The following is a 15,548-nucleotide window of genomic DNA, read 5'->3' as shown; positions in this document are numbered from 1 at the left end:
GGGTGAGCGTGGCAAATATGACAGACATAATGCTTTCGACAGGAACTCGCCCGCCAGCGTGCATTCACGCCAGTATTGAACCGTTACGCTGGGAAAGTGAGTTTTTCAATCTTACCAGCGGCATGCTGAGTTTTTCACCGACCGCGCCAGTGCTCACGCTGGACAAGCTGAATAGTGTTGCGCTGACGCAGGCTAAAATACCGGCGGATAATATGCGGTTGGCCGATGCGCTGGCGGATTTTGGCTTTCGTCTGGTTGAGGGAGAGGTCGAGCTTTGCTTGTCGCTGGATGATACGCCACAGGCGGATAATCTTTCTCATCCGCGTATTGCTGGCAGCGCCGATATCCCGGCGTTGCGCGAGGCCGCTTCTCAGGTTTTCGCCCTGAGTCGTTTTCGTGCTCCCTGGTATCAGCCCGAAGACAGTGGACGTTTTTATGCGCAATGGGTAGAAAATGCCGTGCGCGGCACCTTTGATCATCAGTGTCTGTTGCTGGAGAACCAGGCCGGACAACCGCAGGGATGGGTGACGCTGCGTCAGTTGAACGAGTGTGAAGGCCGTATCGGGCTGCTGGCCGTCTGGCCGGGCGTCACTGCCCGCGGCGTCGGCACACAATTGATGTCGGCGGCGGAAATGTGGTGCCAGCGGCAGGGGTTGCAACGTTTATGGGTCGCGACACAGGCAGGCAATGTGGCGGCTCTCCGTCTTTATCTTCGTCGCGGTGCCAGAATTGAGCGCACGGCCTATTGGTTATACAGGTGATCACATGATTCCGTTTAATGCGCCACCGATTGTCGGTACTGAACTCGATTATATGCAGGCTGCTATGAGCAGTGGCAAACTGTGCGGAGATGGCGGTTTTACCCGCCGCTGCCAGCAGTGGCTGGAACACTATTCCGGCAGTAAAAAAGTGTTATTGACACCCTCCTGCACCGCCTCGCTGGAGATGGCGGCGATTTTGCTGGATATCAAACCCGGCGATGAAGTCATTATGCCGAGTTACACCTTTGTCTCCACCGCCAATGCCTTTGTGCTGCGCGGGGCCAGGATTGTGTTTGTCGATATTCGCCCGGACACCTTGAATATCGATGAAACGAAAATTGAAGCGGCGATCACCGATAAAACCCGCATTATCGTACCGGTTCACTATGCCGGTGTGGCCTGTGAGATGGATGTCATCATGGCGCTGGCGAAAAAGTACGATTTGTTTGTGGTAGAAGATGCCGCCCAGGGCATGATGTCGCGCTACAAAGGCCGGGCGTTGGGATCAATCGGTCATATTGGTTGTTTCAGTTTCCATGAAACCAAAAACTACACCTCCGGTGGAGAGGGCGGCGCGACGTTGATTAATGACCCGCGGTTGATCGACCGGGCGGAAATTGTGCGTGAAAAAGGCACTAACCGCAGCCAGTTTTTTCGCGGCCAGGTAGACAAATATACCTGGCGCGATATCGGTTCCAGCTATTTAATGGCGGATATCCAGGCCGCTTATCTGTGGGCGCAGCTGGAAGCGGCAACGCCGATTAACCAACGCCGCCTGAACCTGTGGCAGAACTATCATACGGCTTTCAAACCGCTGGCGGACGCAGGGCGTATTACCTTGCCGACAATACCGGTAAATTGCGTCCACAATGCGCATATGTTTTATATCAAACTGCGCGACGCTGAAGATCGCGCTGCATTTATCAGTTATATGAAAGAGGCTGAGATCCTGACCGTCTTTCATTATATTCCGTTGCATAGCTGCCCTGCCGGGCTGAATTTTGGCCGATTCTCGGGTGAAGATCGCTACACCACGCAGGAAAGCGAACGTCTGGTGCGTTTGCCGCTGTTTTATAACCTGCCTGACGTCAATCAGCGTACGGTAATCAATACCATCCTGAGTTTCTTCTCCTGATATGTCGCTGGCAAAAGCATCAATCTGGACGGCAGGCTCCACGCTGATAAAAATCGGCGCGGGGCTGGTAGTCATCAAACTGCTGGCGGTGGCATTCGGCCCCAGCGGTGTCGGGCAGGCGGGAAATTTCCGGCAGTTGATCACGGTGCTAGGCGTCCTGGCCGGCGCGGGTATTTTTAATGGCGTCACCAAATATGTCGCGCAATATCAACAGCAGCCGGATCGGCTGAAACCCTTACTGGGCACGTCGGTTTCGTTGGTGTTAGGGTTTTCTACGCTGTTGGCCGCGGTGTTTGTGTTAGCCGCCGCGCCGATCTCCCATGCGCTATTCGGACATGATGAGTACCGTGATGTTATCCGCGTACTGGCGCTTATCCAGATGGGTATCGCTTATGCCAACCTGTTTCTGGCGATCCTGAAAGGCTATCGTGATGCAGTAGGCAATGCGCTGGCGGTTATCAGCGGGAGCCTGATCGGGTTAGCCGCCTATTGGCTATGCTTTATGCTGGGGGGATACCGTGGCGCGCTGGCCGGGTTGGCGCTGGCGCCGGCGTTGGTGGTGTTGCCGGCAGGCGTGTTGATACTGCGGCGAACGCCGCTGTCCTGGCCGGCATTAAAACCGGCCTGGGATAACGCCATTGCCGGACAGCTTGGCAAATTTACCCTGATGGCGCTGATGACGGCGGTCACTCTGCCGGTGGCCTATATCATGATGCGTAATCTGCTGGCGGAACACTATAGCTGGGACGATGTCGGCATCTGGCAGGGGGTCAGCACTATTTCAGATGCCTATCTGCAATTTATTACCGCGTCGTTCACCGTTTATCTGTTACCGACGTTATCGCGCCTGAAGGATAAAACCGCGTTGGCGCAAGAGATCGTCCGGTCGCTGAAGTTTGTGTTGCCCGCCGTGGCGGGCGTCAGTTTGTGTGTCTGGCTGCTGCGTGATTTTGCCATCTGGCTGCTGTTTTCCAGCCAGTTTACGGCGATGAGAGATCTGTTTGCCTGGCAACTGGTGGGCGATGTGATGAAAGTAGGCGCTTACGTTTTTGGTTATCTGGTGATTGCCAAAGCGGCGTTGCGTTTTTATCTGCTCACCGAGGTCAGTCAGTTCGTATTGCTCACCGGGTTCGCGCACTGGCTGATCCCGGTTAACGGCGCATTGGGCGCCGCGCAGGCTTATATGGCGACCTATCTGGTCTATTTTTTGCTTTGTTGTAGCGTATTCATTATTTACCGTAGGCGAGCATGACGACACTGATTCATGTCCTGGGATCTGACATCCCGCACCATAACCAGACGGTTTTGCGTTTCTTTAACGACACGCTGGCGCCTGAGTTGCCTGCGCCGTTGGTCGGTAATTTTATCGTGGCCGCCGGTGAAGCATTGCCGCAGGCGGATTTACCCGCGCTGAATATTGAAACTTATGCGGATAAAAAAACGCTGGCGCAGGCGGTGATCGCCAAAGCGAAGGCCGATCGGAATACGCGTTTTTTCCTGCATGGACAGTTTAATTCAACGCTATGGCTGGCGTTACTGAGCGGAAAAATCAAGCCTTCGCAGGTATATTGGCATATCTGGGGCGCAGACTTGTACGAAGCGTCAAGCAGCCTGAAGTATCGTCTGTTTTATCTGTTACGGCGCATTGCTCAAAACCGCATCGGGCATGTGTTCGCCACGCGCGGCGATCTGGCTTATTATCAACAGCGGCATCCTCATGTGCCAGCGTCGTTGCTTTACTTTCCCACGCGAATGGACCCGGCTCTGACTGGCGTTAAAGCGGATAAGCCGCTGGCGGGGCCGCTGACCATTCTGGTCGGGAACTCCGGCGATCGAACTAACCGTCATCAGGAAGCGCTACGCGCCATCCATAAGCAGTTCGGCGCCAATGTGCGGGTGATTGTGCCGATGGGATATCCCGCCAATAATGAGCATTATATCGGGCATGTGGAGAAAGAAGGACTGGCGCTGTTTGGCATCAAAAATTTTCAGTTACTGAAAGACCAGCTGGCGTTTGATGACTATCTGAACATGCTGCGCACCTGTGATGTAGGTTACTTTATTTTTGACCGCCAGCAGGGAATTGGCACGTTGTGCTTATTGATTCAATTTGGCGTACCCTTTGTTATCAGCCGCCAAAATCCTTTCTGGCAGGATCTTACGGAGCAAAATCTGCCGGTGCTGTTTTATGGCGATAGTCTGGATGAAGCCCTGGTGCGCGAGGCCCAGCGCCAGTTGGCTTCTGTTGATAAGTATCAGATTGCGTTCTTTAACCCTAATTATCTGCATGGCTGGCGGCAGGCTCTGGCTCTGGCGGCGGGAGAACCAACATGACGCTGGGACAATTTGGCGGCCTGTTAGTGGTTTACCTTATTTCAGTCATTTTTATTCTGACGCTGACCTGGCAGGAATTTCGTCGTGTACGCTTTAACTTTCACGTATTGTTTTCGATGCTTTATTTATTGACGTTTTACTTCGGTTTTCCGTTTACCTGCATACTGGCGTTTCGCTTTGGCGTCGATGTGGTTCCCGTGGCGTATTTGCTCCAGGCGCTGCTTTCCGCCACGGCGTTTTACGCCATCTATTATGTCAGCTATAAAACCCGCTTACGCAGGAACACGGTATCAACCCGCCCGCCGTTGCTTACCATGAACCGGGTGGAGGCCAATCTGACCTGGATATTACTGGCGCTGATTGCTATCGCCACCGTTGGCATGTTTTTTCTCAACAACGGTTTTTTGCTGTTTAAATTACGGTCTTACAGCCAGATTTTCTCCAGCGACGTTTCCGGCGTGGCATTGAAGCGCTTCTTCTACTTCTTTATCCCTGCCATGCTGGTGGTGTATTTCCTGCGGCAGACGCAGCGTGCCTGGCTGCTGTTTCTCATCGGCACGGTGGCGTTCGGTCTGCTGACTTATGTCATCGTCGGCGGCACCCGGGCGAATGTCATTATCGCTTTTGCGCTGTTCCTGTTTATCGGCATTGTGCGCGGCTGGATCACCCTATGGATGCTGGTCGCCGCAGGCGCGTTTGGTGTGGCGGGGATGTTCTGGCTGGCGCTTAAGCGTTACGGTATGGATGTCAGCGGTGATGAGGCGTTTTATACTTTCCTGTATCTGACCCGCGACACCTTCTCCCCCTGGGAAAATCTGGCATTATTGTGGCAGAACTACGATAAAATCGAGTTCCAGGGGCTGGCGCCGATCGTGCGTGATTTCTATGTGTTTATCCCTTCCTGGCTGTGGCCGGGGCGTCCGAATTTGGTGTTGAACAGCGCCAACTACTTTACCTGGGAAGTGCTGAATAATCATTCCGGGCTGGCCATTTCCCCAACGTTATTAGGTTCGCTGGTGGTGATGGGCGGCGTGCTGTTTGTTCCGTTAGGGGCGATTGCGGTTGGATTGATTATTAAATGGTTCGACTGGGTTTATGAGCTGGGTAAAAACGACGATAACCGTTACAAGGCCGCTATCCTACAGGCGTTTTGTTTCGGGGCGGTGTTCAACATTATTGTGCTGGCACGTGAAGGCGTTGACGCCTTCGTTTCCCGCGTGGTGTTTTTCTGCCTCATCTTTGGTCTGTGTCTGCTGATAGCGAAACTACTTTATTGGCTGCTGGAAGGCGCCGGATTGATCAGGCAGCGTTTATTACGCCCCCGGCCTGATGTGGCGTCTCCTGCTCCGGCATCTCCCACGAACGGCGTACTGTAAAGGATTCAATATTGGAAGAAAAAGCGCTTATTCCGACTTATTCAATTCGTGGTTTATCTATTTTCGGGTTCCGTCATAGGGCGCAGTTTGTTGATTACCTGTTTACCGGCGATCGGGTAAAAACAGGCACGCTGGTCGCCATTAATGCCGAAAAAGTGTTAACGGCGGAGAAAGATATGGCCCTGCGGGCGCTGCTGGATCAGGCTGAATATAAATATGCGGATGGCATCAGTATTGTACGCTCCATCCGTCGTAAATATCCCCAGGCTGATGTAACCCGCATTGCCGGAGCAGATTTATGGGAAGCGTTAATGCAACATGCGGGCAAAGAAGGCACGCCAGTCTTTTTGGTAGGCGGCAAGCCTGCGGTATTAGCCCAGACGCAAACCAAACTTCAGGCACAGTGGCAGGTGAATATTGTTGGCAGTCAGGACGGTTATTTCACACCAGAGCAGCGTGAGGCATTGTTTGAACGTATTCGTACCAGCGGCGCGCAAATTGTCACCGTGGCGATGGGCTCGCCCCGGCAGGAGATCCTGATGCGTGACTGTCGCCAATATTATCCAGACGCGCTCTATATGGGCGTCGGTGGTACTTATGATGTGTTTACCGGGCAGGTAAAACGTGCGCCACTGGCCTGGCAGAATAGGGGGCTGGAATGGCTTTATCGCCTGCTGTCCCAACCAAACCGTATTTTTCGCCAGCTTAAATTATTAAAATATCTTGCTTATCACTATAGCGGGCGCTTATAGCTTTTCTTCATTGGAGCGAGGCTCGCTCCAGTCTTCCTTCTCAACACCTAACAACCGTAACCGGTATCGGCATTTTTAGCGTAGGTCAGCCTTTGTTATTTCACGCTGGGATTGGGTAAAAAACCGGTAATAATCAGGGTTGAACCGTGGTTTTTCGCAGGGGGGAGATCGGATTTGTTCGTTATTTAACGCGAAATGAGCAAAGCATAAGCAAACGCATCATTTCAACAAAAAAGCACTAGACAGGCACCGGTTAAATCCGTAGTATCCCCTCCCGCAACGGCGCTATGCGCCCGTAGCTCAGCTGGATAGAGCGCTGCCCTCCGGAGGCAGAGGTCTCAGGTTCGAATCCTGTCGGGCGCACCACTAAGTTGTGTGCAAGAGCTGCGGTGGTACATTTACCCCGTAAAGGAAGTACCGCGTAATATAGCAGTGAAAGAGCAAAAAGCAGTAAAGCGTGGTGTATGGTGGCTATAGCTCAGTTGGTAGAGCCCTGGATTGTGATTCCAGTTGTCGTGGGTTCGAGTCCCATTAGCCACCCCAGATTCAGATGTTTGTGAGTTATGCGAAGGTGGCGGAATTGGTAGACGCGCTAGCTTCAGGTGTTAGTGTCTTAACGGACGTGAGGGTTCAAGTCCCTCTCTTCGCACCACACAAACGAAAGCATCAGTGATGCTCAAGCAGTAAAGCAGTATATTCGGCGAGTAGCGCAGCTTGGTAGCGCAACTGGTTTGGGACCAGTGGGTCGGAGGTTCGAATCCTCTCTCGCCGACCAATTACATATTCCGTTAGTATCGGTTACTACCGGAAACCCCACAGAAACCCGCATTCTCACTGAGTTTGCGGGTTTTTTGTTGCTTGTTATCTCCCGGCATCCACCGTTGACAGCCGGAAAGTTTAGTTATACCGCCCCATATAACTACAAAATCGTATAACTACACCACTGACCAATACCGAGATCAAAGCCGCCAAGATCCGCAAAGCGTTTCAGACGCCGGTTAAAACTCATATGCCGACCATCCACCAGAGGCATTGGAGCGTCGTCAGGCAAAGTTAAATTCGGGGCACAATCAGCGCTAAAAATCAGCGTATCAAACGAAACGCTACTGTCATACGCAGACTATTTCCCATTATGACTTTTCGTTTTAGTTATGCGTTTAGTTATATGAACACGGAACGTTAACGGGCGTTTTCACAATGATTCTGCCGATCGGATTTTTTGATCTATAATAGATCCCGAAGTTATAAGGCACCTAATTACCACATATGATATTTTAAAAATTAAAAAGACGATATAAATCCCGCCTGATAAATCCAACACTAACGAGTAAATTATGGCATCACATCTTATTGATTTTCTTCTTATAGGGAATAATTTTGGCACGCCTGAAATGCGCGACGTGTGGTCGGAGCATAATCGCCTGACCAAACAGGTCGAAGTAGAGGTGGCGCTGGCGCTGGCTGAAGGTGAGCTTGGCGTGATTCCGCAGGACGCGGCAAAAACAATTGCAACAAAAGCAGACGCCAGCGCGCTGGATGTAGAAGAGATCGCCAGGGATGCGGTGCGCATGAAGCATTCCCTCATGCCCACCATCACCGCGATCCAGAAACAGTGTGGCGCCGCGGGTGAATTTATCCATTACGGCGTAACCACGCAGGATATTGTCGATACTGCCACGGTTTTACAATTAAAACAGTCATTTGACATCGTCGTCAGAGATACCCAACTGCTGGCCGTTGAGCTAAAACGCCTGGCGAAAAAGCATCAATACACAGTGATGACGGGCCGTACCCACGGTATGCAAGCCTTACCCACTACATTTGGTTTTAAGCTCGCCGTTTGGTTGGATGAGTTTGTCCGCCACCTTGAGCGCCTGAGCGAAATCAAAGAACGCGTACTGGTCGGCAACATTAATGGCGCCATTGGCACCTATGCTTCCTTTGGCGGGCAAGGGCCGGAAATTGAGCGCTTGACGCTGGATAAACTGGGCCTGAACACACCTAATATCGGCTGGCAGTCCGCCCGCGATCGTTTTTCCGAATATGCTTCAGTCGTTGTGCTTATCAGCGGTACGTTAGGCAAGATTGGCAACGAACTGTATAACCTGATGCGTACTGAAATTAACGAAATCGAAGAACCTTTCTCGGAAGGTAAAATCGGATCGACAACGATGCCGCACAAACGAAATCCGGCTGCGCTTGAAGGTTTGGCCAGTTTAACGTCTCCGGTATTCAAAAGCGCGGCGCTGATCCATGAGTCGATGAAAGTGGAACATGAGCGTGATGCAATGAGCTGGCGTGCGGAATGGATCGCTTTACCGGAAATCAATATTTATCTGTCTGCCCAGCTCCAGAATGCGTTAGGTATTCTGCGTGGCATGTCGGTGAATGAAAAGCAGATGCTGACCAATCTGGAACTGCAAAACGGTTTGCTGCTGTCTGAAAAAGTGATGTTTGAAATTGGCAAACGCCTGGGCAAACAGACTGCACATCACTTGGTTTATGAGTGCTCTATGCAGGCATTTGAGAAAAATCAGTCATTTAAATCCGTCTTACTGGAACACCCGTTGCTGTCTGCTCAACTGACATCAACTGAGCTGGATGAGTGGTTGAACCCGGCTAACTATCTGGGCAGTGCGCCACAGAAAGTGGATGAGGTGATCCGTTATGCGGATAACTCGGGTCTGTTGCCTGCGTAAAAGGTAAAATCATGAGTATTGTATTTCGCCAGGCCATACTGGAGGATGACGAGGCGTTTCTGGCATTGGCGTTGGCGGCGTTTGAGCCTATACGCCAGTTGGGCATTAATTTCTCCGCGGCACACGCAGACATTGAGATGGTGCGTAACCATATCGCTTCTCATGGTGTGTATGTGATGGAAAAAGATGGCCGTATGGTTTCGTCATTCACTATCCGTTATCCCTGGGGGCCTGAGCCTGGCCCATACGGTTTGCCGCATCTGGGGTGGTTTGCTACCCATCCTGACTATAAAAAGCAAGGGTTGGGCAAGAAAATGATGGCCTGGCTTGAGCAGAATATTTTGATTGCCCAGCTTAAGGCGCCCGCGGTGTCGTTAGGTACTGCGCAGAACCATCCCTGGCTGATTGAAATGTATAAGCATTATGGTTTCAGGGAAGTCGGGCAGGCTAATCTGGGGAAAGGGCACCTGACGATTTTTATGGAAAAAATCCTGGATGCCCAATTATATAACCACTGGAAAAAGAAAAACTCAAAATGAGAGGCATGAAAATGGTAATGAAAAAATTAACTTTGTCCGTTTTAGCGTTGGCGACTGCTTTTCTTGTAGCTGGCTGCGATTCTCAGGATAAAGCAGCGGCGCAGAGCGAAAAAGTATTGAAAGTAGGCTCCACCGGGCAAAGTTATCCAAGTGGTTTCAAACAGGACAACAAGCTGGTTGGTTTCGATATTGAAGTCACGGAAACCATTGCCAAGGATCTGAACTATAAAGTTGAATGGGTTACGGCTGATTTCAGCGGCCTGATGGGGCAGTTGGAAGCCGGTAAGCTGGATACGGTGGCCAACGTGGTGGCAATCACGCCTGTCCGTCAGGAAAAATATAACTTTGCGCAGCCATACAGCTACTACGGTAGCCAGATCGTGACGCACAAAGATAATGCTGATATCAATACGCTGGATGATCTGAAAGGGAAGACGGTGGCTGGTGTGCTGGGGTCGAACCATATCAACAATCTGAAGAAGGCGTTTCCTGACGGTAGCGTGACGATCCGTACCTATGAAACCCGTGATGGCGCGATGAACGATGCGCTGTCTAAACGTGTGGAAGGCTACGTGAATTCCCGCCCGATTCTGCTGGCGGAAATTAACAAGCGTAATCTGCCGTTCAAGTTGGTTGGCAATTCGCTGGTGGTGGAAGAAGTCAGTTTCCCATTCCATAAAAACGAACAGGGTGATGTGTTGCGTAAACAGTTTGATGAAGAGTTGAGTAAAATGCGGGCCGATGGGCGACTGAAAGCGCTGGCGATTAAATACTTTGGTGATGATATCACCACGCCACCGACTGCGCAGTAATGCGCGGCACTCTCTAGACAATCTTAATGCCATCGGCGCGGTGTCAGCCGCACGATGGCGGTATCAATGGTATCACTCATGAATATCGATCTTGCCTACCTGTTAAAAGTGTTTCCCCAGGTTTTACTCTATCTGCCGATGACGCTGCTACTGGCAGTGGTTTCTATGTTTTTTGCCATGATCATCGGTTTGCTGTTGGCGTTGGTCAGGGAAAGCAAGATCACCCCGGTGGTCAAACTGGTTGAGCTTTATATCTCGCTGTTCCGCGGCATACCGTCGCTGGTGCAGTTGTTTATCATCTATTTTGGCTTACCGCAGCTTTTCCCGGCGTTATCCGATCTTAGCGCGATGTCGGCGGCGATTATCGGTTTCAGTTTGAAAACATCGGCTTATATGGCGGAGATATTCCGTGCGGCGCTGGCGTCGGTAGATTTCGGTCAAACGGAAGCCGGGCTATCGATAGGGATGAATAAATCACAGATTTACCGCCGGATTGTGCTGCCTCAGGCGATGCTAAATGCATTACCTGCAACGGGCAATACGTTTATTTCTCTGATTAAAGATACCTCCGTCGCGTTTGCGCTCGGTGTTTCCGAACTGTTTGCCGAAGGCAAGATGATTGCCGCAGAGTCACTGCGTTTCTTTGAGACCTTCCTGGTTGTTGGTCTGATTTACTGGCTGGTGATCATTGTTTATGCCTGGCTGCAAAAGCAGTTGGAAAAGAAACTGAATCACTCGTTGCTGCGATAAGGGGCTGAAATGATCAGTGTAAAGAATCTTACTAAAAGTTTTGGCAAGCAGGTGGTGCTGAATGATATCAGTCTGGATATCGCCAAAGGCGAAGTGGTGGCGATTATCGGGCCATCAGGCTCAGGTAAGTCGACCTTACTGCGTTGTCTGAACCTGCTGGAAACACCGGAGGCCGGGACGATTGAGATTGGCGAGCAATTGCTGGACACGCGCCATTACTCAACCAAAGACGCGTATGCGCTGCGCCGCCAGACCGCTATGGTGTTTCAGAACTACAACTTATTCAAGAATAAAACGGCGTTGGAAAACATTACCGAAGCGCTGATTGTGGTGAAGAAAATACCGAAAAAGCAGGCCAATGAGCGGGGTCTCGCGCTGCTGGAACAGGTCGGTCTGTTGCCCCAGGCGGCACAATATCCGGTGACGCTGTCCGGTGGGCAGCAGCAGCGCGTAAGTATTGCCAGGGCGTTGGCGGTGGAACCGAAAGCGATCCTGTTCGATGAACCGACGTCAGCGCTGGACCCGGAACGGGTACACGAAGTGTTGCAGGTTATTCAGAAGCTGGCGAAGAACAATACCACGATGGTGATCGTCACGCATGAGATGCAATTTGCTCAGGAAGTGGCGGATCGGGTGATCTTCATGGCCGATGGTCATATTGTGGAAGAGGGGCCGGCGGAAAAAGTGATCAGTTTCTCTGATAACCCGCAGACACAGCGCTTCTTACGGCAGCTCACCAAAATGCCCGAGCCGGTTGAATACGATATCTGACCGGAAAATAAAAATACCTGCGCGCCTGTAAAATGGGCAACCCTGTTAATCAGGGCAGATAATGTGGAGTAAGAATTAATGAAAGTCGCACCGCAGCATGAGCCTCTGGCTCAGTTTATTCAGGCATTTCGACACGATCTGCATCAGCACCCTGAGTTATCGAATCAGGAATTTGAAACCACCAGGAAAATCAGAGCGGTATTGGAAAAGGAAGGTATTCGTGTTCTTGATTTACCGCTGAAAACCGGTCTGGTGGCCGAAGTCGGCGGGCAACAGAACGGGCCGCTGGTTATTGTCCGATCGGATATTGATGCTCTGCCGATTGAAGAAGAATCGGGTGTTGAATTCACGTCAACCCGTTCTGGAGTCATGCATGCCTGTGGGCATGATTTCCACTCTTCCGCCGCATTGGGCGCCGCCATTTTGCTAAAGAAGATTGAAGCGGAATTGCCGGGCACCGTGCGTATTTTGTTCCAGGCTGCCGAAGAAACGGGGCTGGGTGCGCCAGAGGTTATTGCGACCGGAGCATTGGACAACGCGGCGGCTATCTTTGGTATTCATAACGATCCGACGCTGCCCGTGGGGGTGATTGGCGGTAAAGAGGGCGCACTGACGGCAGGTGTCGACCGCTTTGAAATCAAAATTGCAGCGAAAGGCTGTCATGCGGCGAAACCGCACGAAGGCAACGATCCGATCATTATTCTGGGTCAGTTGATCTCTTCGGTACAAACTATCATCAGCCGTACCGTCCCCTCTGATAATAACGCCGTGGTGTCTATCACTCAGGTTCACAGCGGCAGTACCTGGAACGTTATTCCCGATACCGCGTATGTGGAAGGCACGGTAAGAACGTTCAGCCAGGATGTTCGTGAGTTGATTGAACAGCGCTTTCGTCAGATTGTGGCTGGTATTGCCAGTACATTTGGCGCAGACATTGAGTTTATCTGGCATTCCGGCCCGCCATCGGTGATTAACACCGCTGAGTGGGTCGACTTTGCGCTGCAAGTGGCGGATGAAGAAGGGTTTGAGGCGCGGCGTATTGAGGCCAGCCCCATCGGTGAGGATTTCGCCTTTTACCAGCAGAAGCTGCCAGGCACCTTTATGATGGTGGGTTCTGGCGGCCCTTATGCCTTGCATCACCCCAAATTCCGCGTGGATGATCGCGCGCTGTTCCCAACGGCTCACTATCTTTACCAGATGGCGAAGCAGAGTCTGGAACGGCTTTCTGCTCGTTAAGCCTGAAATGCCGGTGCAACGCCGGCGTCAGACTGCAATGTGTACGTGCGCAATCGTCGGGCGTACAGCCGGGTCGGAAATTCCTGGGCTACTACTTCTGGCTGGCGCAAACGCCAGCACTGATGACGGTAAGCGAGCTACAGACGCAGCCCGGTTTCATGATCGAAAACTGTAACGTCCCGCGATTCAAACCATAGCTCAAGCACTTCATCTGGCCGGGCGTCATGGCTGCGGAATGCCAGTAGAACATCTTCTCCCCGGCACCAGACCGAGCGACATGTTCTGTCTGACGGTTATTCGCGGGTAGAGTGCGCAGGATTGAAACACCATAGCGATATTACGATCGCACGGTTCTTCCCATTTGACATCCTTGTCGCCAATCCAGATCTCGCCGGATTGAATATCGGTAAGGCCAGCGGTGGCGTTAAGCAGCGTGGATTTACCACACCCGGAAGGCCCGAGCAGGACTAAAAATTCACCATCGTTAATCTCCAGGTTCAGATCGCGCAGAATATGCTGTGAGCCGTAGGTAACGGTGATGTGTCTGAAAGACAGCGATGCCATATTTATCCTTTTACTGAGCCGGATGTGATACTGCGGACTAACCAGCGACCACAGACCAGATAGAGCGCCAGTGGCACCAGCGCCGTTAATAATGCGGCTGCCATATTGACATTGTACGCCTGGTTACCCTCCGTGCTATTAACGATATTGTTAAGTTGCACGGTCATGGGATAGTTGTCGCATCCGGCAAATGTCAGGCCAAACAAAAAGTCATTCCAGATACCTGTTGCTTGCAGCAACGTCGCCACGACCAGCATCGGGGTCGATATTGGTAAAATAATACGCCGGTAAATGGTCACGATGCCCCCGCCATCAATCCGGGCGGCATTAAATAATTCCACGGGCAGAGAGGCATAGAAATTGCGGAATAACAGCGTGACGATGGGTAAACCAAAGATGATATGCACCATCACCACGCTGGTGAGCGAATTATAAATGCCGCTGTAAGAGAAGATTCTGACCAGAGGATATAAAAACACCTGATAAGGGATAACCGATGCAGGAAGTCGCCTGCCAGCATATCAGAAATGGCTATCGCGCTCGTCTGGGTATTCTGAGCCAGCTGGATTTTTGAACTGTTGGTATTCAACGACAGGCGTGATATTGATTGTCTCTAAATGGAGACGCCTAACATGTTGACATATATCAATAGATTATTTATTTGATTTATCTGTCTCTGAATGGCGACGATTAGCATGGATCAAATATGGTTTTTCCATTAGTTCGCCGGATGATGAATCACAACATAATCATGTTATTTTTCAGTGAAAACGCGTTTTCGCGCTAGCGTCGTTGAAAATATGGCGTGAAAAATGCATCATTCTAACCGTAGATGCTCATTCCACCTTCTATGCTTGCTTCGGCTTCATAATCCTGGGAATGACGCAGAGCCAATTTAAGGTGCCTATGGTCCAATTCCAGATGAAGGTATTGTCTCTTCATCGGATTTCCCGGACATAACGTTGAGTGAGGCACCACACTGTTGTCTTAGAGACCTGATTTTTTTCAACGCTTACCGCTAATCGGTAAGCGTTTTTTTTAGTGCGCCCTGCATGGGCGCACTCTTGCGGGTGCAAGTCCTGTCGTAAGTTAGTCATAGCGGACAAAGTGGAACGTAATCTGCGAGTTGGCGGGCAAGAACCAGATAAAAGGCGCCGCCGAACAGGACAAGGGGGTAACAGCCAACATCAGCGGCCGATTAAAATAGTCTTTGGCTGTTAAAAATCAAATGATTAATCGTTAATCGCGTGAATTTCTTCAGATTAAATCCCCCTAACTCAAATTATCAGAATAACTTCGTATTCTGTACAACTTATTTGCTCAACTGCGACTTAAAGAAAATTTGATGTAAAACAATATTTAATAAAAACAATGTGATACAAGTCGACACTGTAAACAGTGAAGTTAATACACACGTTAAACAACAAGGAGCAAGACCGTGCCAACCCCAAGTTATATCAGCACCTCCGGCTCCGATGACTGGCGCGCGCCGGTCGAAGCGTAATCGTGATGTAACCCGGCCGGCGTGCCGGGTTTTTTTGCGTGTGTTGGGGTGTGAGCGGACTCAGACCCCAACACAGCGGTTTCATTTTTTCATCAGATAATTGCATGTCGCACCGGGCGGTAACGGGGCGTGCGGTAGCCATGGCAGAGGGAGGAAGAACAAGGTGGCAAACAGTACAGGATTGCAGTTCACCGTGGCGCTTGGCGGGTTGGCGGAGAGCACGTTCGCGGTGGTGGATTTCCAGTTACAGGAAATGCTGAACCAGCCGTTTCATCTGTCGCTGAATCTGGCGAGCGCGTTGCCGGATGTGGATTT

At 51.1% G+C, this 15,548-nt stretch carries 14 protein-coding genes and 4 tRNA genes; 16 read left to right on the top strand and 2 right to left on the bottom strand.

All coding sequences use genetic code 11. The annotated features are described in order from the left end of the window. Window positions 1–17: 17 nt before the first annotated feature. The 16 genes from rffC to BIY29_RS13800 all read left to right on the top strand — a co-directional run bounded on the left by rffC (window position 18) and on the right by BIY29_RS13800 (window position 13,165). Complete coding sequence (rffC, locus tag BIY29_RS13875; protein ID WP_121575697.1) at window positions 18–761, top strand: dTDP-4-amino-4,6-dideoxy-D-galactose acyltransferase; 744 nt, start codon at window positions 18–20, stop codon at window positions 759–761. A gap of 4 nt (window positions 762–765) precedes the next feature. Continuing rightward, on the top strand, window positions 766–1,896 hold the full coding sequence (gene rffA, locus BIY29_RS13870; protein WP_121575696.1) for a dTDP-4-amino-4,6-dideoxygalactose transaminase: 1,131 nt from the start codon (window positions 766–768) through the stop codon (window positions 1,894–1,896). A gap of 1 nt (window position 1,897) precedes the next feature. Continuing rightward, on the top strand, window positions 1,898–3,148 hold the full coding sequence (wzxE, locus tag BIY29_RS13865; protein ID WP_121575695.1) for a lipid III flippase WzxE: 1,251 nt from the start codon (window positions 1,898–1,900) through the stop codon (window positions 3,146–3,148). Beyond that, window positions 3,145–4,230 (top strand): TDP-N-acetylfucosamine:lipid II N-acetylfucosaminyltransferase, encoded by a 1,086-nt coding sequence (locus BIY29_RS13860; protein ID WP_121575694.1) that lies wholly within the window; start codon window positions 3,145–3,147, stop codon window positions 4,228–4,230. Before wzxE ends, BIY29_RS13860 begins: the two co-directional genes overlap by 4 nt. Then, window positions 4,227–5,606, top strand: a complete 1,380-nt coding sequence (gene wzyE, locus BIY29_RS13855) for an ECA oligosaccharide polymerase (RefSeq protein WP_121575693.1) — start codon at window positions 4,227–4,229, stop codon at window positions 5,604–5,606. Before BIY29_RS13860 ends, wzyE begins: the two co-directional genes overlap by 4 nt. An 11-nt stretch (window positions 5,607–5,617) precedes the next feature. Then, on the top strand, window positions 5,618–6,358 hold the full coding sequence (gene wecG / locus BIY29_RS13850) for a lipopolysaccharide N-acetylmannosaminouronosyltransferase (RefSeq protein WP_121575692.1): 741 nt from the start codon (window positions 5,618–5,620) through the stop codon (window positions 6,356–6,358). 289 nt (window positions 6,359–6,647) lie between these two features. Beyond that, window positions 6,648–6,724 (top strand) — tRNA-Arg (locus tag BIY29_RS13845). A gap of 101 nt (window positions 6,725–6,825) precedes the next feature. Next, window positions 6,826–6,901, top strand: a tRNA-His gene (locus BIY29_RS13840). 22 nt (window positions 6,902–6,923) lie between these two features. Then, a tRNA-Leu gene (locus BIY29_RS13835) sits at window positions 6,924–7,010 on the top strand. Window positions 7,011–7,056: 46 nt separating this feature from the next. After that, window positions 7,057–7,133, top strand: a tRNA-Pro gene (locus BIY29_RS13830). 559 nt (window positions 7,134–7,692) lie between these two features. Then, window positions 7,693–9,057, top strand: coding sequence for an adenylosuccinate lyase (gene purB / locus BIY29_RS13825; protein ID WP_121575691.1), 1,365 nt, complete (start codon window positions 7,693–7,695; stop codon window positions 9,055–9,057). Window positions 9,058–9,068: 11 nt separating this feature from the next. After that, on the top strand, window positions 9,069–9,596 hold the full coding sequence (locus BIY29_RS13820; protein WP_121575690.1) for a GNAT family N-acetyltransferase: 528 nt from the start codon (window positions 9,069–9,071) through the stop codon (window positions 9,594–9,596). An 11-nt stretch (window positions 9,597–9,607) separates the two neighbouring features. Continuing rightward, window positions 9,608–10,408: an amino acid ABC transporter substrate-binding protein gene (locus BIY29_RS13815; protein WP_121575721.1), complete on the top strand. Its 801-nt coding sequence runs from the start codon at window positions 9,608–9,610 to the stop codon at window positions 10,406–10,408. A gap of 78 nt (window positions 10,409–10,486) precedes the next feature. Further along, a complete protein-coding gene (locus tag BIY29_RS13810; RefSeq protein ID WP_170158944.1) occupies window positions 10,487–11,158 on the top strand; it encodes an amino acid ABC transporter permease in 672 nt (223 codons plus the stop codon). A gap of 9 nt (window positions 11,159–11,167) precedes the next feature. Further along, window positions 11,168–11,929 carry an amino acid ABC transporter ATP-binding protein gene (locus tag BIY29_RS13805; protein ID WP_121575688.1) on the top strand — a complete coding sequence of 254 codons (762 nt, stop codon included), beginning with the start codon at window positions 11,168–11,170 and terminating at the stop codon, window positions 11,927–11,929. A gap of 78 nt (window positions 11,930–12,007) precedes the next feature. Further along, complete coding sequence (locus BIY29_RS13800) at window positions 12,008–13,165, top strand: M20 peptidase aminoacylase family protein (protein WP_121575687.1); 1,158 nt, start codon at window positions 12,008–12,010, stop codon at window positions 13,163–13,165. A 222-nt stretch (window positions 13,166–13,387) separates the two neighbouring features. On the opposite strand, the gene BIY29_RS13795 is transcribed toward BIY29_RS13800, so the two are convergent. Continuing rightward, window positions 13,388–13,729: an ATP-binding cassette domain-containing protein gene (locus BIY29_RS13795; RefSeq protein ID WP_121575686.1), complete on the bottom strand. Its 342-nt coding sequence runs from the start codon at window positions 13,727–13,729 to the stop codon at window positions 13,388–13,390. A 2-nt stretch (window positions 13,730–13,731) separates the two neighbouring features. Further along, window positions 13,732–14,220, bottom strand: a complete 489-nt coding sequence (locus tag BIY29_RS13790; protein WP_121575685.1) for a carbohydrate ABC transporter permease — start codon at window positions 14,218–14,220, stop codon at window positions 13,732–13,734. Window positions 14,221–15,548: the final 1,328 nt, after the last annotated feature.

The sequence above is a fragment of the Brenneria alni genome, from assembly GCF_003666245.1.
Taxonomy (GTDB): domain Bacteria; phylum Pseudomonadota; class Gammaproteobacteria; order Enterobacterales; family Enterobacteriaceae; genus Brenneria; species Brenneria alni.
The sequence above is the reverse complement of the archived record's forward strand: the minus strand, read 5'-3'. Positions and strand labels throughout refer to the sequence as shown.